This window comes from Psychromonas sp. Urea-02u-13, assembly GCF_002835995.1.
In the GTDB taxonomy this organism is placed as follows: domain Bacteria; phylum Pseudomonadota; class Gammaproteobacteria; order Enterobacterales; family Psychromonadaceae; genus Psychromonas.
In genome coordinates this window covers 18113-37434 of the sequence record NZ_PJBZ01000062.1, presented here as the reverse complement: position 1 = coordinate 37434, position 19322 = coordinate 18113, and the positions used below count along the sequence as shown (strand labels likewise).

The window sequence follows — 19322 nt, the reverse complement described above, 5'->3', positions numbered from 1 at the left end:
ATGAAGCGGTTAACTATCCTGACGCTATGGTGTTTGTCGACTTTTGCATTGGCGCTACCTTTCGATGCTCTGAAACAACCCACTCGGCCTAAGATGGTGATAGACGAAGTGGCTGCTGATTTTAAGCTGTGGTCGAAAAGTAATGCCAGTTGGAAAAGAAGGTTAATCACCCATACAGAAATGGAAGCGTTGGAGGATTTTTCTATCTCAGGTTATCGCATGGCTAATCAGTATTTACATGCGTCAGAAACTAAAACCTGGGGGCAATCGGGTGAAGAAACCAAAGCTTTTGTGCGCACATTGAAATCTGGCTTGAACAAGATGCCTGTTTATAAGGGGACAACATACCGAGGTACGTGGACCAGTAAGGCGATGATCGAGCAGTTAGAAATTGGCGATATTGTCTACGAATCTGGTTTCTTGTCTACTTCTATCATTCCTGAAGTCGCTAGGGGCTTTACTATTGCACCACCTAATTCAGGTAATAGACTCGCTCGCACCCTGTTTAAAATTAAAACCAATAGGCGCAGTTTTTCAATTGCTTCTCTTTCTGATTACAGCGCAGAGGCGGAAGTGGTTATTGCTCCAAGCAGTTACTTTAAAGTAACTGCGATAGAAAAAGGATCGGCTGCTCATTATATCGCTCTAGAAACGGTATCACCCCGTGCGGTAAGCGCCGGCAGTGATCGCCTATTTAATTTATATTCAGGTGAACGTTTACCTGTTTCTCGTTGGCAACAGGTGTTTTGCCATTAATCAACTTTTTAGGAAATATACGAATGTTTAAAACTATGTTAATTGTCCTTTTCATGTTTATGTCCTTTTCATTACAAGCGGAAGATTTTTCTGAGTTTAAAGGCAGAAGTTTAAGTTTTGATCAGGAGGAGATAATTGCTGATAATTTAATGGATTGGGTTGCTGCCAATCATATTAATGCAGAAAAAAAATTACTTGCTAGCGAATACAATGCGATGAAAGATTATGGCCGCGTTGACCATGATGTGATGAATGAATTTGTAAGAGCGGGTGAACCAACGGATTTCCTGGTACCGTGGATGTACGAGGCGGTTAAAAAGAAAGTAGGAAATTTACGTAAGGCGCTAAATAAATTACCTAATTACAAAGGCACTGTTTATCGTGGTTCATCAATAAAAAATGATTTGTTAAACAAGATAAAGGTCGGTGATATTGTGCATGAGAAAGCTTTTTTATCTACCAGTACAAACTCTAATGTCGCTCGAAATTTTTCTGCTGCCGGTGTCTATCAAGATGTGTCTGCTGCGCAATTTAAAATTGATTTGAAATCATCAGGTCGTGCCATTAATAATTATACGTTTAAGGCTCAAGAAGCAGAAGTGCTTGTAAAACCTGATACTTACTTCCAGGTACAAGCAATTGAGAGGCTATCGGCTGAGAAAAACTTTATCAAGTTAAAGGAGGTGAAAAATCCTGCTCGTCATCTTCAAGCGGACCCAAGAGTTAACATTTATGATAGTTTCAGCGGGGATGAAGTTGCACTACGTTCACGCTCTTCATTGGCCTGCTGGTAATATTATCAGTTAAATATTTTAACTGATTCACTGAAAATCAGGCAAAAAAAAGGAGCCTACAGGCTCCTTTTTTAGATTTTACTGAAAGCTAATCACTACCAGCGATATCTATATTATTGATTATCTAAGAAACGCTCAGCATCTAGTGCTGCCATACAACCCGTTCCTGCAGAAGTAATCGCTTGACGATAAATATGATCGCTCACATCACCGGCTGCAAATACACCTTCGATAGTTGTTTGTGTTGCATTACCCACGCTACCAGTTTGCACTTTAAGGTAACCGTGATTCATGTCTAATTGACCTGTGAATAGGTCTGTATTTGGTTTGTGACCGATTGCGATGAACACACCCATTACTGGTAACTCTTCTGTTTTATCAGACAATGTGTCTTTTAAACGTAAACCAGTTACGCCCATTTCATCACCTAATACTTCATCAAGTGTACGATCTGTATGTAAAATGATATTGCCGTTTTTAACTTTTTCGTTTAAACGGTCTAATAGAATTTTCTCAGAACGGAAACCTGTGCGGCGGTGAATCAAGTGAACTTTTGCTGCGATGTTTGACAGGTAAAGTGCTTCTTCAACAGCAGTATTACCACCACCAACAACAGCCACTTCTTGGTTACGGTAGAAAAATCCATCACAAGTTGCACAAGCAGAAACACCACGGCCTTTAAACGCGTCTTCAGACGGTAGACCTAAGTACTGTGCTGAAGCACCTGTTGCGATGATTAGTGCATCACAAGTATACGTTTTATCACCTTTAAGCGTGAAAGGGCGTTTAGCAAGATCAACTTCATTGATATGGTCAACGATAATTTCAGCATCAAAACGTTCAACGTGTGCTTTCATATCAGCCATTAAACCAGGACCTGTCATATCCGCTGCGCCACCCGGCCAGTTTTCAACTTCAGTTGTTGTTGTTAATTGTCCACCAGGCTGAATGCCCGTTAAAATAACAGGGTTTAAATTCGCACGCGCTGCATAAACTGCTGCTGTGTAACCTGCTGGTCCTGAACCAATGATAATCAATTTGTGGTGTTGTACTTCGCTCATGGAATTTCCTTAAAAATTAATGCTATTAATCGCTGAATAATTATCGTTGTATAATAAGCGGCTTAGGTAAAAAAAACAGTAAAAAAAAACGGATATTTCAATGAAATATCCGTTTGAATTAATAGGCTTTGCCGATTAATGATTTAAAGTGATGTTTTAACTGTCACACTGCTTGCTTGGTTTGTAGCAAAACTACTACCCGCTTGTTGCGCTGACTTAGCAATTGCGCCACGTTCAGTCGCTGCAACGATTGTTAGCTCACGTGTTAGATCAAGTGGCTCACTCACTGTTTTAACGGTTACTGAACGGGCAACACGTGCTTGCGTTACAGTACCAACGGCTTTATGAGAAACCTTAACGTCTGCTTTAGCTTGTACGATTGGTTCAGCAACAGGTGCTGCAACAACCGGTGCTTCAACAACCGGTGCTTCAACAACAGGCGCTTCAACAACCGGTGCTTCAACAACCGGTGCTTCAACAACCGGTGCTTCAACAACAGGCGCTTCAACAACAGGCGCTTCAACAACAGGTGCTTCAACAACAGGTGCTTCAACAACAGGTGCTTCAACAACAGGTGCTTCAACAACAGGTGCTTCAACAACAGGCGTTTCAACAACAGGTGCTTCAACAACAGGTGCTTCTGCAACAGGCGCTTCAACAACAGGTGCTACTGCAACAGGTGCTTCAACAACAGGCGCTTCAACAACAGGTGCTTGCTGCTCAGGAAGAATTTGAGTTGCCTCTTTAATTTCTTCACTGCTTACACTTTCTTTAAGCTGTTCTGCTACTTGATGCGTATCAGTATTAACTTGGATATCGCTAATTTCGTTAGCAATCGGCGCTTCAACAGCTTGCTCTGACTCAGGGTAACGGCTGATAACAGGATCTGCTGTTTGTTCAGTCGTTACTTGATCATTGCTTTGCTTGTCTTTACGTTGACCATTACCACGAAGGTAACGAGAGCGACGACCAGGAATTGCAACAGGAGAATACTCTTCAGTTGAAGCTGCATCTACTTCTGCTTCAGTTTCTGAATCAGATTGTTCAACCTTGTTTACTTTTTTAGGAGCAGGTTTACGACGAGTCGGCTTTTTCTCTTGTACTGGCGTTTCTACTACAGCAGTCTCTTCGCTAACAACAGCGTCTTCAACAGTCACATCAGGTTTGTTTTCAATACGCACTTTTTTACGCATATTTCTGCGTTTACGGCGTACAGCAACAACTTCTTCTTTTTCAGTTACCGTTTGTTCACGTTCTTGTTTAACTGGGCGTGGTGTTTCTTTACGTGTATTACGACGCTCGTTAGTTGCACGCTCAGTTGGTTTTTTATCTTCTTGAACTTCGCTACGTACTTCATTACGGCTTTCATCGCGATTTTCAGGTTTACGATTACGGCTGTTATTATTACGGTTGCGGTTGTTATTGTTACGGTTGCGGTTGTTATTGCGAGGACGTGTTGCTTCCTCTACTTTTTTCTCCGCAGGTTGCTCTTTTGGCTGTTCTTCTTCATCACTAAAGAATGAACCGATAGCTGCAAATAAACGACCAAATAGTGAAGGTTTAACCACTGCTTGGTTTTCTTCTACTTTTTTAGCTGGTTGCTCTTGAACTTTCGCTGTTGCTGTTGCTTTGTTCGGGCTTGAGAAACCGCTTAATACAGGATCAGCTTCTTTTTTGTATTCGTCTTTAACAACATTAGGTACATAAACAGTATGTTGCTTTTCAAGCGCATCGTAGTTGATGTCTTCTTTGCCATCTTTACGTGTACGTTTGATTTCAAAATGCGGTGTTAATAAGTTTGCATTTGGAATAATGTAAACTTCACAGTTATGACGTTTTTCAATTTGAGCAACATCACCACGTTTTTCATTTAACAGGTAAGCAGCCACGGCTACTGGTACTGTTGCTTGAATTTGTACTGTGTTTTCTTTTAGACCTTCTTCTTCAATCAGGCGTAAAATTGCAAGTGCTAACGATTCGTTATCACGAATAGTACCTTGGCCATGACAGCGAGGACATACGCGTGAAGCCGATTCACCTAATGAAGGGCGAATACGTTGGCGTGACATTTCCATTAAACCAAAACGAGAGATACGTCCAAGTTGGATACGCGCTCTATCTTGACGAACAGATTCACGCATGCGGTTTTCAACTTCACGTTGATGACGCGCAGGTGTCATGTCGATAAAATCGATAACAACTAGGCCACCTAAATCACGTAAACGTAATTGGCGAGCAATTTCTTCAGCTGCTTCAAGGTTAGTATTAAACGCAGTTTCTTCGATATCGCCGCCGCGTGTAGCACGTGCCGAGTTAATATCGATAGACGTTAATGCTTCTGTAGGGTCGATAACAATTGAACCACCAGAAGGAAGACGTACTTCACGTTGGAAAGCTGATTCAATTTGGCTTTCAACTTGGTAGTGAGTGAAAAGTGGAATTTCACCTTGGTACAGTTTTAAGCGGTTAACGTAATCTGGGCGAACCATTTCGATGTGGCTTTTTGCTTGCTCGAATGTTTTCGCGTGATCAATAACAATTTCACCAATGTCACGGCGTAAATAATCACGGATAGAACGAACAATAACGTTACTTTCACGGTGAATAAGGAAGGGCGCAGATTTTGTTTCTGACGCTTCTGAGATTGCTTGCCAATGGTTTACAAGAACATTTAAATCCCATTCTAGCTCTTCAGATGTTTTACCAACACCCGCAGTACGTACGATTAAGCCCATACCGTTTGGTAATTTAAGGTGGCTTAATGCTTCTTTAAGTTCTGTACGTTCATCACCTTCGATGCGACGAGAAATACCGCCAGCACGTGGGTTGTTTGGCATCAATACTAAGTAACTACCTGCAAGACTCACAAATGTAGTTAAAGCAGCACCTTTATTACCACGTTCTTCTTTTTCAATTTGAACAATAACTTCTTGTCCTTCCTTGATCACTTCTTTGATGTTTGGACGACCTTTGAAAGAGTATCCAGCTGGGAAGTAAGTACGTGCAATTTCTTTTAATGGTAGGAAACCGTGACGGTCTGCACCGTAATCAACGAATGCGGCTTCAAGGCTTGGTTCAACGCGGGTAATTTTACCTTTGTAGATGTTTGCTTTTTTCTGTTCGTGGCCTGGGCTTTCGATATCTAGATCATACAGTTGTTGACCATCTACGAGGGCAACACGCAACTCTTCTGCTTGAGTTGCATTAATTAACATTCTTTTCATTTTAAGCTCTTTATTATAAATATTTTTATGTTTTTGGTTGTTGGCTATACATTGTTTTTACTTGACCTCGGGTCTGGTTTTGCAGTCTCTCGACTGGAAGTATGCAGAGGTGCATTAAAAAGTAAAAACAGCTTTCATTAATACAGACTTAAATAAGTCTTTTGTTATTAACGATTAAAAGGGCGCAACATTCTATTTTTCATTATTTTAATGTTTCAACTACGAGTTAAGATTGCAACTTTATACAAATGAGGGTGCAATTAAATTTTAACGAGTCGATAACCTGCTAATTCTCTCATTAATTATGTGTCACGCCAATATAAATTTTTAGATATGTCCCCATCAACGCTGAAAATGCGAAGTCAGCGCACAAGCTGAGAAAATACTGTGTAATAAATCAATGATGCGTGTTGATAATTCACCCAGTTTTACTAAGTGATTATTGTTGTATCACCTTGCCTGACAGGCTTCGCGTGTTTTTTATACAACTAGGCTGGCTAGTCGTTACTTTGATAGTAAAAGTAATAACACAGAAGAGGGGAAATAGTGATGTCTGACTTAATAACGCGACTTTTGATGATGTTTCCGCTCAAAAAATCATCATTAATCGCCTTGTTTTAGTACGTGTATTGACACTCAATAAAGCATGTTCAGGTAACAGGGGAATATCGTTTCAACACGTGATAAACTCATTAAATGGAACAAATAAATCACTTAGTACGCATGCTTGAGATTTCTCAAGAAAATGCACAGCAACGAATCGATAATTTTCTTCGTCTACATTTAAAAGGTGTGCCTAAAAGCATGATCTACCGGATCGTGCGTAAAGGCGAGGTACGTGTTAATAAAAAACGTATAAAACCTGATTATAAGCTCAAAGAGGGGGATATTGTGCGTATCCCACCTGTGCGAGTGGCCGCAGAAAATGCCTTACCTTCCCCTAAATTGAATGCGATTGCACAACTCGAATCTCGTATTGTCTATGAAGACGATGCCTTACTCATTCTTAATAAACCTTCTGGACTTGCCGTACACGGCGGCAGTGGGTTAGATTTTGGTGCGATTGAAGGCTTACGTGCCTTACGCCCAGACGCTCGTTTTTTAGAACTGGCGCATCGACTTGATAAAGCCACTTCTGGTTGTTTGTTGATCGCTAAAAAACGCAGTATGTTACGTGCATTGCATGAGCAATTACGTAATAAAACCATGAACAAACAATATCTCGCTTTAGTAAAGGGCAAGTGGGATAAAAAAGATCGCGCAGTGACTGAACCTCTGCTTAAAGATTCACAAAATTCAGTGGTTAAAGTCAGCATTGAAGGTAAAGCTTCTGAAACACGTTTCAAAATTATGCAACGTTATCAAGGTGCTACTTTAGTTGAAGCCTCTCCTGTTACTGGGCGTACGCATCAAATTCGTGTGCATACCGCTTGTAAAGGCCACAACATCGCAGGCGATGATCGTTACGGCGATAAAGAATTTAGTGCTGAAATGAAAAAGCTAGGTTTACAACGTCTGTTTTTACATGCAGCACACATCACTTTTTTCCATCCTGTTTTGGAAGAAAAGATGACTGTCAGTTCACCTCTTTGTCAGCCTTTGTCTGACTTGTTGGAAAAACTACAGAAGAGTTAATATGAAATACAAAGTGATCATATTTGATTGGGATGGCACCTTGATGGATTCAATTGATAAAATCGTCGCCTGTGTAAAAGCAGCCGCCGAAGATTGTCAGTTGATGCCTCCTTCAACACCCGCTATCCGTCATATTATTGGTTTAAGTTTAGATATCGCCATGGCTGAGCTTTTCCCTGAGACGACAGTAGATCAACAGATTGAGGTGGCCAACGCTTATCGCCATCAATATGTTAGCTCTGATCAATATGAAACACCTTTTTACCCTGGTATTAGGTCATGGTTAAATGACTTAAAAGAGCAGGGTTATATGTTAGCTGTTGCAACGGGTAAGGGCCATCATGGCCTGAACCGACTGTTAGAAAAATTTCAATTAACATCGTTTTTTGCTGTTACTTATTGCGCTGATCAAACCGCCTCTAAACCCGACCCCCTCATGCTTAATCGTATTTTAGATGACCTTGGTCTCGATGCCTCACAAGCATTGATGATCGGGGATACCAGTTACGACTTAGAAATGGCCAACAACGCCAACATGGATTGTTTAGGCGTATCTTATGGCGTGCACAGCAAAAACGTTTTAAAGCAATTTAACCCCCTTGCCATTGTTGATGATTTACCGAAGGAGTTTGCACTGCATGTTCAGTGAATATATAAAATTAACCGGTCGTGGCGAAAAAGGCCGCCGTTCGTTAACCCAAACTGAAGCCTATGATGCTTTATCTTCATACCTAAAGGGTGACGCTGAGTTATTACAACTTGCTGTGTTACTGATGTTGCAACGTGTACGTTGTGAAACTAATGAAGAAGCAGCGGGTTATATAGAAGCGTTACGTGAGCGTATTAATCCACAATGGAAATCTTTAAACGCAGATTTAGATTGGCCTTGTTTTGCGGGTAAAAAGCGTCAGCCACCTTGGCTTATCTTAGCGGCTAAAGTATTAGCAGCGCAAGGTACACGTATTGTTTTACATGGATACAACGCAGTAGATGCCATCAAATACCAAGTTGAAACAGCATGTCCATCATTGGGTATTAAACTTGCTCATACACCAGAACAAGCTAAGCAATATCTTGATGAATTTAACATTTGTTATTTACCGTTAGAAAGCTATTGCCCTGAGCTTCTACCATTGCTTGATCTGCGTGAAAAAGTTGGCTTACGTACGCCACTGAATACGGTTGCACGTAGTTTAAATCCAACACAAGCACCTTATGCGATTCATGGCGTTTTTCATAAAAGCTATGAAAAACTACATGCACAAGCTGCTCTATTAACATCGGAAACAAACATGATCGCCTTTAAAGGCGAGGGTGGCGAAAGCGAAATAAACCCACGTGTGAGTACTGATATTTGTGGCGTGCAAACTATTGCAGGTAAAACGACGTATTTTGAACAGGAATGGCCCACTTTCTTAAATGAGGCAAGTGGCGCACATACTGAAGTGTCTGCTGAGTACCTTAAAAAGGTTTGGCAAGGTGAAACACAAGATACTTATGGTGATGCTGCGGTAATTTGTACTATTGCTGTTGTCTTAAAGCAGTTTGAACCGGCTAAATCACAAAGCGATTGCTTGTTGTTAGCTGAGCAGTATTGGTTGCAACGTAACCGAGACGCTTAATTTTTATCATTCTGTAGACATAAAAAAACGATGCTATAAGCATCGTTTTTTTTGGTCTTAATTTTCAAATATCGCTATAAAATATTAAACCATTACCTTTTTAAGCAATGACTATTTAGGAATCTTACGAATTTGCACAATGATGCCTATTAAAGGATGATCAAGGTAATGTACTTCTTCACTGCGTAAACGGCGGTTTTGATCAAACAATATCTCTTTGATGACTGTCTGTTGTTCAATGTTTTTTACCGTCGCATTGTCAGTGACGGCTTCACCTTGTGTTGCAATCTGCACGCCGTTTTCATCATCAATTAACTCAACCACTTCTTCTGGCATAACCACATCTTCAGTCACTTCTTTACGGATAATTAGCTGACTATCAATGTAAAGATAATGATTTAAATACACTTTAAAGTTACCGTCAATTGCCCATTTGTCTTTGAGTACAGCAGGCATTAATATTTCAGTGGCGTCATCATTAAGCACTTCAGTATTGTCTGTTGTAACAGCGTCATCTTTTGCTAGAGTCTCTGGCTGATTTTCATTTTTCAGTGCTTGCTGACGTTTTTGGATATTAAGCGCAAGGTTTTCACCGGCAAAGAAATGAATCGGTTTTGATGCCTGAGGGCCTTTAACCGGCATGCGCCAAGCCATATGAAAAACCGGGTTAAAACTTGCGTGTTTTTCTAATTTTTCACGTTGCTTGGTTAGCTGTAAGTGCGAGCTATCTAAACGTCTAAAACTGTTACCTTGCGAATCAAATACAGAGCCATTGATCACGGTCGGATTACGTTTAGATAAACACGGCTCACCTTGCACACAGGTGCTTGTTTTAATCGGCGCTAATAAACTAATGCTATTTTCAGTATTAACCTCGATTTCCTGTGATGAAAGGTGCTCTTTGAGGTCTTGAATATCTGTATTACGTTCAAATACTAATAGCTCTACTTCGAACCAGCGTTGCTCTGCATGTACTGAAAGTGTGAAAACACTTAAAAATAATGCGACTAATGTTCTGTAATTCAACGTCTTATCCTTTTATTAAATGATCTTTAAAACTATTAAGTAATTGCGTGATCCAATTTATACGCGTGCGGCTATCTTCTAGATCCGCGCTAAACTTGAGCTTCGTAGGTCCGTCTAGTTTAAAGGTATTTCCTTGTTTTTGCAGTAAAGAAACGAGGAACATCGGATCTACGGGGGTATTGTCTGTAAATTGTACGTTACCACCATTGGCATGTGCTTCAAGTCGCTTAATGCCAAGCGGTGTACAGCGCTGTTTAACTTCGGTGACTTGAATCAGGTTTTTGGCCGCTGCTGGCAGTAAACCAAATCGGTCGATCATCTCAACTTGTAGCTCTTTTAATGCGTGTTTATCTTTGCTGTTGGCAATGCGTTTATACAGAGATAAACGTAAATTCACATCATGAATATAATCACTCGGAATTAATGCTGGAATACGTAGTTCGACTTCTGCCTGACTTGATAACAGATGTTCAAGGCTTGGCTCTCGTCCACTTTGTAGTGCCGTAACCGCTTGATTTAACATTTCCATATAGAGGTTATAACCAATACTTGAAATTTGACCTGATTGATCATCACCTAATAGTTCACCTGCACCACGAATTTCTAAATCGTGCGTTGCTAGTGTGAAACCGGCGCCTAAGGTATCTAATGATTCTATTGCTTGCAGACGTTTTTGAGCATCTTTAGTCATGAGTTTTTTAGGCGGTGTCAGTAAATAAGCATAAGCTTGGTGGTGCGAACGACCAACACGGCCACGCAGTTGATGTAACTGCGCTAAACCCAAATGATCCGCACGGTTAATAAGAATAGTATTGGCGCTAGGGATATCGATACCGGTTTCTATAATCGTGGTACACACTAATACATTTTGACGCTGGTGATAAAAGTCACTCATCACTTTTTCAAGTTGATGTTCATTCATCTGTCCATGTGCAACTGATACTTTGGCTTGTGGCAATAAGGTTTGAATGTCTTCAGCTGCTTTTTCAATGGTTTGTACATTGTTATGTAAAAAGTAAACTTGACCACCACGCATAATTTCACGTGTGATGGCATCACTGACTATTTGATCTGTTTTTTGTTGAACAAAGGTTTTTACTGCTAAGCGTTTCGCCGGCGGAGTCGCGATAATAGACAGATCACGCATGCCATTCATGGACATATTTAAGGTACGTGGAATAGGTGTTGCGGTTAATGTCAGAATATCAATTTGAGCGCGTAGGGCTTTAATTTTTTCTTTTTGGCGAACACCAAAGCGATGTTCTTCATCGATGATCAGTAAGCCTAAATCGGCAAACTTAAGGGATGTGCTTAATAGTTTGTGCGTGCCAATTAAAATATCGACTTTGCCCGCTTCGGTATCCGCTAAAATTTGTTTCTGCTCTTTGGCGGTTTTAAAACGTGACAGTACTTCAATACGCACTGGCCAGTTGGCAAACCTATCTTTAAAGTTTTCAACATGTTGCTGTGCAAGTAAGGTCGTTGGTACGAGTAATGCCACTTGGCGGGTATTGTCTGTTGCTAAAAAGGCGGCGCGCATTGCCACTTCTGTTTTACCAAAACCTACATCACCACAGACTAATCTATCCATTGGTTGTGTTGAGCACATATTACTAATAACCGCGTTAATAGACAGTGCTTGGTCGTGTGTTTCTTCAAAAGGGAAGTCATTCTTAAACAATGCGTAATTGTTTTTATTCAGTTTGTAGCTATGACCTATTTTAGCGGCACGCTGTGCATACACTTCTAATAACTCGGCGGCTACATCACGGACTTTTTCTGCAGCCCGTTTTTTAGCTTTCTGCCATGTTTCTGTACCCAGTTTACTCAGTGGTGCGTTATCAACATCGTGGCCACTGTAACGACTGATAAGGTGTAAAGCGCTCACTGGCACATAAAGTTTATCACCACGTAAGTATTCAAGTGTGAAAAATTCGGTAAGGTTTCCCGCTGTTTCAATGGTTTGTAATCCCAAATAACGTCCCACACCGTAATCGATATGGACAACAGGTTGTCCTACTTTTAATTCCGCTAAATTGGCAACGAGGTTATCGCTACTGTAGTTTTCATCGGTGCTTTCACTGCGGCGTCGGCTTTGCGTTACTTTAAAACCGAGTAATTCATTTTCGGTGATAAACGCAAAATTACTTTCACTGATGATAAAACTGTTTTCAACTTGGCTGATAGTGATACCAAGTTTCGATTTTGATTTGTTAAAATCATCGATGTTTTTGAATTCTGGTAAGGTTAATTTCAGTGGTGCGAGTAATTCAACTAAAGATTCTTTACGACCCGCAGATTGCACACTAAACAGTACTTTCCCGGTAAAGTCGCGAATAAACTCTTCGATACCTGCTAGCGGCTGTTTCTTTTTATGCTCAACTTGTATGTTATCAATTAGCGAGATATCAAAGTTTAATCGGCCTGCTTTGTCACTTGATAAAGGCGTTGGCTGTAGATAATAACGTGGCCACTGATTTATTTTCTCGAAACATTGTTCATGACGTAGGTATAACTCATTGGGTGTTAATAATGGGCGCAGTAAATCGATACTACGATCGTTATAACGTGTTTCTAACGTCTGCCAAAAATCCAATGTGGCTTGATTGATATCACCAACAATCGCTAATTTTGCATTACTCGGCAGGTAATCAAAAAGCGTCGTTGTTTGCTCAAAAAACAGCGGTAAATAATACTCAATACCCGCGGGTAAATTATATTGTGTTATTTCACTAAAGATTGAGTCTTTACTGGTTGAAAGCGATGAGGTAAATTTTTCTGAAAACTTGGTTTTGAAGCGTTTGATGGCTTCACTGTCCGTTGCAAACTCGTGGGCAGGTAATAATTTTATTTCATCAATCGCGCTTAATGAACGCTGACTTTCACTATTAAACGGACGAATTGAATCAATTTCGTCATCAAAAAAGTCCAGACGGTAAGGGCTGTCACTGCCCATTGGGAAAATATCCAGTATTGAGCCTCTGGCGCAAAACTCACCGTGGTCCATTACTTGATCAACGGCGTAATAACCCGCTTCTTCTAAATCAGCCCGTAATGTTTGTAATTCGATGACCTGGCCACTTTTAATGATCAAGGTATGCTGTTTTAAATAACTTTTGGGTGCAAGTCGTAATAACAAGGTACTAATAGGAACAATCAAAATACCTTGCTTTATAGAAGGCAATTTAAAGAGGGTTTCGATTCTTGTTGAGATGATATCTTGATGCGGTGAAAAATGGTCATAAGGTAATGTTTCCCAATCTGGGAAACTAATGAGTTCAATCTCATCATCAACAAAGTAACTGAGTTCTTGGCGTAGCTTTAATGCGCTTGGGGTATCGCTGGTAATAAGAATAAGAGGCGCTTTTTGTTGCTTAGCACATTCACTAATGGTTAATGCAAGGCTACTACCTTGAAGGTTAGCCAGAACGAGTCGGTCATTTTTGTTTTTTAGCGCAGGGATGTTTAAAAGCAGATTATTTTTCATTTTATTATCTTTTTATCTTATTTTTTAAATTGTTACAGTGAAGTACGTTGCTGAGCACGTGCTTTTAGTTGCTTTGATTGAACATGAAGCGTGGCACGAATTAATAACTCTCTATCTTCTTCGCGAATTTGTTGGTAGTGGAGTTCAACAATGTCATCGTTAATCGCAGTTACCTGCGCATAGCAGTAAATCGCAGCAGACTCTTCTGGAATAAAAATCTTAAGGCGTACGTTCTGATCCAGGCTAAAAGGCGTGGCCTGTTGTTTTAGGTAACACGCGCCAGCACTAAAAGAGGTACTTTGAAAATGGAAGTCTTTATTATCTTGTTGGCTTAATACATAAGATAACAGGGTATTAATCTTCAGGTTTTGTGCCTGTAAATAACCCCACAGTGCTTGAGTCGTTTCGTTGTTTAATTTAAGTGGCTGTAAACTGTGAGAGTCAATGTTCGCTAAGTCGCTGGCCATACGAAAGGGGGCAGGAATTTCAGATTCGAAATTGGCTTCATCGGGAATTAATTGATCACTGCCGAGTACCTCAACATTAAGGCTAAGCTGATGTTCGACGATAAAGTATTGATTATTTGACATGATTAATCCTAATTCCTGAGATGATATTGTATATAGCCAGGCAGCTTCAAAATGCAAAGTCAGCAAAGCATCTTGAGGTGACATGGGTATAAATGCGACTTTCCCTTCTACGTATAATGTACAATTGACACGTTTTTTCAGAAGGGCAATTGCAATATCCCTCGTACTCACAATAGCCTGATTTTAATATCGGGGTTGGTAACCAGTATAAAGATACATTAGAATGCAGATTAATAAAAATAAATGTAATAAAAACAGGACCTTTATGTTTTACCCACTCAGCTTATTTATTGGTTTACGTTATACAAAGTCCAAACGTAATAACAAATTTGTCTCCTTTGTTTCTCTCTTCTCCACAGGGGGTATTACCCTTGGTGTGCTAGCTCTGATCACTGTTTTGTCTGTGATGAACGGCTTTGAAGGTGAATTGAAATCACGTATTTTGGGTGCCGTGCCGCAGGCGGTCTTGAGTAATGACACTCAAACCATTAATCATTGGCAAGAAAAACTAGCCCCACTTTTGACGATTGAGAAAGTAAAAAGTGTCGAGCCTGTTGTTACCAGCGAAGCCATCATACAAAGCGCGAAGCATCTGCAAGGTATTACTTTTGAAGGTATCTACCCTGAGTATTATGCCAGTGAGATAATCGCATCAAACATTTATTCCGGTCGTTTGGACGATTTAACCTCACGCTCTTATAACATTATTATTGGCAGTTCTTTAGCGCGCACATTAAGTGTCAGTGTTGGTGATAAGGTACGTATTATTTCTGCCCGTGGTACACGTTTTACACCGCTTGGACAGCTTCCTAGTCAGCGTAACTTTACTGTATCTGGTTTATTTGAAGTGGGCTCGGATGTTGATAAATACTTAGTGCTCATGCACGCACAGGATGCCGCTCGTTTAATACGTATTAATCAGGATCAAGTCACTGGGTTACGTTTTGCCTTTGATGATCCCTTTGATGTATTGAGTTGGACACCGCCGGTATTATCCGCAGGTGAAACGATAACCGATTGGCGACGTACGCATGGTGAGTTATTTGCCGCCGTCAGAATGGAAAAAAATATGATATGGCTGTTGCTGTGTCTGATTATTGCCGTGGCTGCCTTTAATATATTGTCATCATCGGTGATGGTGGTCAGCGATAAAAGTGCTGAAGTCGCCATTTTAAAAACACTGGGTATAAACGGCAGCACCTTAAATCTCATCTTTATTATTCAAGGCGCCTGGAGCGGTATTATTGGCGCGTTAATTGGCACCGGTTTAGGATTGTTATTAAGTACCTATATTAATGAAGTGATGAGTTTTCTTGGCTTACATTTATTAGCCAATGCATCGGGAGGCGCACGTTTATTGCCTGTTGTGCATCAACCCTCGCAAATACTCATTATTATGTTTGGTGCGATGTTTTTAAGTTTACTCGCGACACTTTATCCCGCTTATCGTGCAGGAAAAGTCAGCCCCGTCGAAGCGTTAAGGTATGAATAATATTATGCAGCAAGATATGCCATTAGATACAAAAACTGAAACAGCGACAAAGACCTTACTGACTTGTTCTGATCTTGGTAAAACCTACCAAGATGGAAAATTGACTAATACGGTATTAGAACAAGTGAATTTAACGGTAAATGAAGGGGAGCTGTTAGCGATTGTTGGGAGCTCTGGATCAGGTAAAAGTACCTTGTTACATTTGCTCGGTACGTTAGATAAACCTTCAACAGGCACGGTGAGTTACCACGAAGAAGATATTCATCAGTTAAGTGATAAAAAACAAGCCGCGTGGCGAAATCAGCAACTTGGATTTGTTTATCAGTTTCATCACTTGTTATCTGAATTCAGCGCGCTTGAAAATGTAGCGATGCCGTTATTGATTGCAGGTATGAAAATCAAACAGGCGACATTAAAAGCGACCCAAATGTTGCAGCGTGTTGGACTTGAACACCGCATTACCCACAGACCCTCTGAGCTTTCGGGTGGTGAGCGTCAACGTGTTGCTATTGCGCGTGCGTTAATTAATGATCCTAAATTGGTATTAGCTGATGAGCCAACGGGCAATTTAGATGCCACCAGTGCAGAAAGCATTTATCAATTAATAAAAACATTGAACAGTGAGCTCGGTACCGCATTTGTTGTGGTGACACATGATCAACATTTAGCCAATAAACTAGATAGGCAGTTGTTAATGGTCAGTGGCATTTTACAGGGACAAAACTAATGTTTCGCCCGTTATCTTTATTTATTGGTTTACGTTATAGCCGCGCCAAACATAAGAACAGTTTTGTTTCTTTTATCTCTATCGCATCCATTTTAGGGATTTCACTGGGGGTGATGGTCTTAATTGTGGGTCTTTCAACCATGAATGGCTTTGAAAAGGCACTGCGTGACCAGCTACTCTCGGTTATTCCTCATGCTGAATTAGAAATGGTTAAAGGAACATTTAACGATATTGAAGGTAGCTTAGCCAAGGTAAAAGCGAATCCGCAGGTACTCGGCGCGACGCCTTATATTGCTTTAAGTGGATTATTACAAAAAGACACTAAGATGAAGGCACTGCAGATACGTGCCATCGCGCCAGAAACAGAAGATCAGGTGACTGATATTGGCCAATACATCAAGCAAGGTGGATGGGCGTTATTGCAACCTGGAGAGCGTCAAATTATTCTCGGTAAAAATGTCGCTACGCAGTTAGGCGTGAGCGTTGGTCAATCGTTAAAGTTACTCTTACCACAGCCGAGCAAAGGTAATAAACTAAAAGCACCCAGAGTTGTCTCGTTGAAGCTAGCTGGCCTTTTTGAAATGGGCGGGCAAGTCGATAGCACATTGGGTTTTATGCATATCGAAGATGCACAGGAGATATTAAACTTAAGCAGTGCTAATGCGATTGCATTTAAAGTGGATGATATTTTAGACGCCCAACGTATTGCGCGCGAAGTCGGTTATAGCTTAACGGACTACCTCTATATAAAAAGTTGGATCACCAGCCAAGGTTATCTCTATCAAGATATTCAAATGGTTAAGTCGCTGATGTATGTGATTTTACTTTTGGTGGTTGCGGTAGCTTGTTTTAATATCGTCTCTACCTTAGTGATGGCGGTTAATGAAAAACGCAGTGACATTGCTATTTTGAAAACAATGGGGGCATCTAATTGGAGCTTACGTTTTATCTTTATTGTCCAAGGTGCGTTTAATGGCTTAGTCGGTAGTCTTATTGGCGCGATTGCAGGTTGTTATGTGGCATTAAATTTAACCGCGATGATTAAATTATTAGAAGGACTGATTGGCCATAAAGTGCTCTCGGGTGATATTTACTTTATTGATTTTCTTCCCTCTGATTTAGATTACCAACAGGCATTAGTTGTTACCCTGTCGGCATTCATCATGAGTGTCTTAGCGACGATTTATCCAGCATGGCGTGCAAGTACCATTCAACCAGCACAAGAACTTGGTTATTCTCATTAAATTATGCTTAAGTTTTTAAAACGCCTCAAGTGAAATCAAATTTTGGTAGATTTTCTCTGCCATTTTTTGATAACCCGCTGCATTAGGATGAATTATGTCACTGTGCAGTGCGGGTTGACTAAGAATGTCTGATATCAGGTCATTATCTAAAGGCACATTCATTTTTGTCGCCACTTGCTGATACTGTTTTAACGGGGTTAATAATAAGTTAGTTTGTGGCACGGCAATTAATAACACTTGAATATCACGCTCCTGTGCCAGTTTGATCATCGCTTCAAGATTACCCGCCATTTTAGTCAAATCTCGCTTCGGTAACATATCGTTTGCGCCGTGGCAGAGTAATAACAGTTGTGGCTGATGCAAATCCAACAACGCCTCTAAGCGCATCAAACCTTCGCGACTAAGCTCACCATTAATGCCTGCATTAATCACTGTTAAATCGCTGAGTTCACTTAATACAGCAGGATAACTGTGCTCTGTGGGTGCCCCGTAACCGAATGTCAGGCTATCACCAAAAGCGAGTGTCGGTGACGATAGGTTTAGCTTATCTAGTTTAGGGCCCTCAGAGCACGCAAATAGGCTGTATAATAAAGGTAATACAAAGAGTTTGTTCATAGAGATCTCTATACCCGTCATCATTCAAGTTGCAAAGTTCAGCAAGTGATGAGGTGAACAGATTTTAGGCTGGAAGTTGAAGGTCTAACTGGTTCAATCAATACTTCCTAACAACGAAGGTGTTTGCCTCATCGCTCGCCCTACGGGTCACTAGCTCGGAAACCAATTCTGCGTTGCAACATTTGATAAGGGCTAGCCATTGTCATCATGTTGCGTCTTGCCTTGGTACCCGAGCTAGCGACTGAACAAAGCACCTTGATTGGTAACGGGTATAATATAAATCATAGGCACAAAAAAGCGCACCTAAAGTGCGCTTAATAATATTAATAATTTAACCGGTAACGGTTTAATCATTAACGACTAGTCATCTAAGATATTAAGCAGTGTTAATAAATGGATGAATAAGTTAAACAGGTTTAAATATAAAGAAACCGTTGCACGAATGTAGTTTGTTTCGCCACCATTGATGATACGGCTAGTATCAAACAAGATGAATCCAGACATGATAAGTACAACAACACTGCTAATCAGCACTTGCATCATTGGAATCTGTAGGAAAATGTTTGCAATCATCGCGATAACAACAACAATCATACCCGTCATTAAGAAACCACCCATAAATGAGAAGTCTTTTTTAGAGCTTAATGCATAAGCTGAAAGAGCAAAGAAAATAAGTGCTGTAGAGCCTAGTGCTTGCATAATTAATGCAGAGCCATTTTCCATTGCAAGATAATGGTTAAGCATGTTGCCCAGTGATGCACCCATCACACCTGTGAACATGAATACCCAGAAAAGCCCTTTACTTGTATCAGCTGTTTTTGAAACTACAAACAGTAAACCAAAACCAACTAGCATTAAAACAAGTGAGGCGATGCCACCAATGTTCATCATAGTTGCAATCGTTGCTGTTAGTGCTGAGAAAGCAAGTGTCATACCCAACAAAATATAAGTGTTTTTAAGCACTTTATTAATTGAAATTGAAGGACTACTTGTATGCGTTTTTGTAAATTGTGAGTTCATTGTATCTCCTAGAAAATAATAGTATTAAC

Annotated in this window: 15 protein-coding genes; 8 read left to right on the top strand and 7 right to left on the bottom strand. The window is 40.4% G+C overall.

The window, feature by feature from the left end; all coding sequences use genetic code 11:
• A complete protein-coding gene (locus tag CXF74_RS11175) occupies window positions 1-756 on the top strand; it encodes an ADP-ribosyltransferase (RefSeq protein WP_101082538.1) in 756 nt (251 codons plus the stop codon).
• Window positions 747-1550, top strand: a complete 804-nt coding sequence (locus tag CXF74_RS11170) for an ADP-ribosyltransferase (protein ID WP_198552837.1) — start codon at window positions 747-749, stop codon at window positions 1548-1550. The genes CXF74_RS11175 and CXF74_RS11170 overlap by 10 nt, the downstream gene beginning before the upstream one ends.
• A 113-nt stretch (window positions 1551-1663) precedes the next feature.
• On the opposite strand, the gene trxB is transcribed toward CXF74_RS11170, so the two are convergent.
• Window positions 1664-2611 carry a thioredoxin-disulfide reductase gene (gene trxB / locus CXF74_RS11165; RefSeq protein WP_101082523.1) on the bottom strand — a complete coding sequence of 316 codons (948 nt, stop codon included), beginning with the start codon at window positions 2609-2611 and terminating at the stop codon, window positions 1664-1666.
• A 143-nt stretch (window positions 2612-2754) separates the two neighbouring features.
• Complete coding sequence (gene rne / locus CXF74_RS11160; protein WP_101082522.1) at window positions 2755-5835, bottom strand: ribonuclease E; 3081 nt, start codon at window positions 5833-5835, stop codon at window positions 2755-2757.
• A 696-nt stretch (window positions 5836-6531) separates the two neighbouring features.
• On the opposite strand from rne, the gene rluC reads away from it, so the two are divergent.
• Genes rluC through CXF74_RS11145 form a run of 3 tightly spaced genes read left to right on the top strand, consistent with a single transcriptional unit; the run spans window position 6532 to window position 9092 of the window.
• Complete coding sequence (gene rluC / locus CXF74_RS11155; protein ID WP_101082521.1) at window positions 6532-7470, top strand: 23S rRNA pseudouridine(955/2504/2580) synthase RluC; 939 nt, start codon at window positions 6532-6534, stop codon at window positions 7468-7470.
• Window position 7471: 1 nt separating this feature from the next.
• Window positions 7472-8119: an HAD-IIIA family hydrolase gene (locus CXF74_RS11150; protein ID WP_101082520.1), complete on the top strand. Its 648-nt coding sequence runs from the start codon at window positions 7472-7474 to the stop codon at window positions 8117-8119.
• A complete protein-coding gene (locus tag CXF74_RS11145) occupies window positions 8109-9092 on the top strand; it encodes a glycosyl transferase family protein (RefSeq protein WP_101082519.1) in 984 nt (327 codons plus the stop codon). The genes CXF74_RS11150 and CXF74_RS11145 overlap by 11 nt, the downstream gene beginning before the upstream one ends.
• 111 nt (window positions 9093-9203) lie before the next feature.
• Here the strand turns inward: CXF74_RS11145 and CXF74_RS11140 are convergent, their stop codons facing one another.
• The 3 genes from CXF74_RS11140 to CXF74_RS11130 are packed head-to-tail and all read right to left on the bottom strand — an operon-like array spanning window position 9204 to window position 14195.
• Entirely contained in the window at window positions 9204-10118 is a 915-nt protein-coding gene (locus CXF74_RS11140; RefSeq protein WP_101082518.1) for a peptidoglycan binding protein CsiV, read from the bottom strand.
• A gap of 4 nt (window positions 10119-10122) precedes the next feature.
• Window positions 10123-13605 (bottom strand): transcription-repair coupling factor, encoded by a 3483-nt coding sequence (gene mfd, locus CXF74_RS11135; RefSeq protein WP_101082517.1) that lies wholly within the window; start codon window positions 13603-13605, stop codon window positions 10123-10125.
• A gap of 32 nt (window positions 13606-13637) precedes the next feature.
• The gene (locus CXF74_RS11130) at window positions 13638-14195 is read right to left on the bottom strand and encodes a PilZ domain-containing protein (protein WP_101082516.1); all 558 of its coding nucleotides are present in this window, start codon (window positions 14193-14195) and stop codon (window positions 13638-13640) included.
• A gap of 265 nt (window positions 14196-14460) precedes the next feature.
• Here CXF74_RS11130 and CXF74_RS11125 point away from each other — a divergent pair, with 265 nt between their 5' ends.
• The 3 genes from CXF74_RS11125 to lolE are packed head-to-tail and all read left to right on the top strand — an operon-like array spanning window position 14461 to window position 17658.
• Window positions 14461-15687, top strand: coding sequence for a lipoprotein-releasing ABC transporter permease subunit (locus tag CXF74_RS11125; protein ID WP_101082537.1), 1227 nt, complete (start codon window positions 14461-14463; stop codon window positions 15685-15687).
• Window positions 15688-15703: 16 nt separating this feature from the next.
• Window positions 15704-16414, top strand: coding sequence for a lipoprotein-releasing ABC transporter ATP-binding protein LolD (gene lolD / locus CXF74_RS11120; RefSeq protein WP_101082536.1), 711 nt, complete (start codon window positions 15704-15706; stop codon window positions 16412-16414).
• Window positions 16414-17658, top strand: coding sequence for a lipoprotein-releasing ABC transporter permease subunit LolE (gene lolE / locus CXF74_RS11115; protein WP_101082515.1), 1245 nt, complete (start codon window positions 16414-16416; stop codon window positions 17656-17658). Before lolD ends, lolE begins: the two co-directional genes overlap by 1 nt.
• Before the next feature lie 15 nt (window positions 17659-17673).
• Here lolE and CXF74_RS11110 read toward each other — a convergent pair whose 3' ends face one another.
• Window positions 17674-18273, bottom strand: coding sequence for a GDSL-type esterase/lipase family protein (locus CXF74_RS11110; RefSeq protein WP_101082514.1), 600 nt, complete (start codon window positions 18271-18273; stop codon window positions 17674-17676).
• A gap of 360 nt (window positions 18274-18633) precedes the next feature.
• Window positions 18634-19293, bottom strand: a complete 660-nt coding sequence (locus CXF74_RS11100; protein WP_101082513.1) for a Bax inhibitor-1/YccA family protein — start codon at window positions 19291-19293, stop codon at window positions 18634-18636.
• Between the last annotated feature and the right edge of the window lie 29 nt (window positions 19294-19322).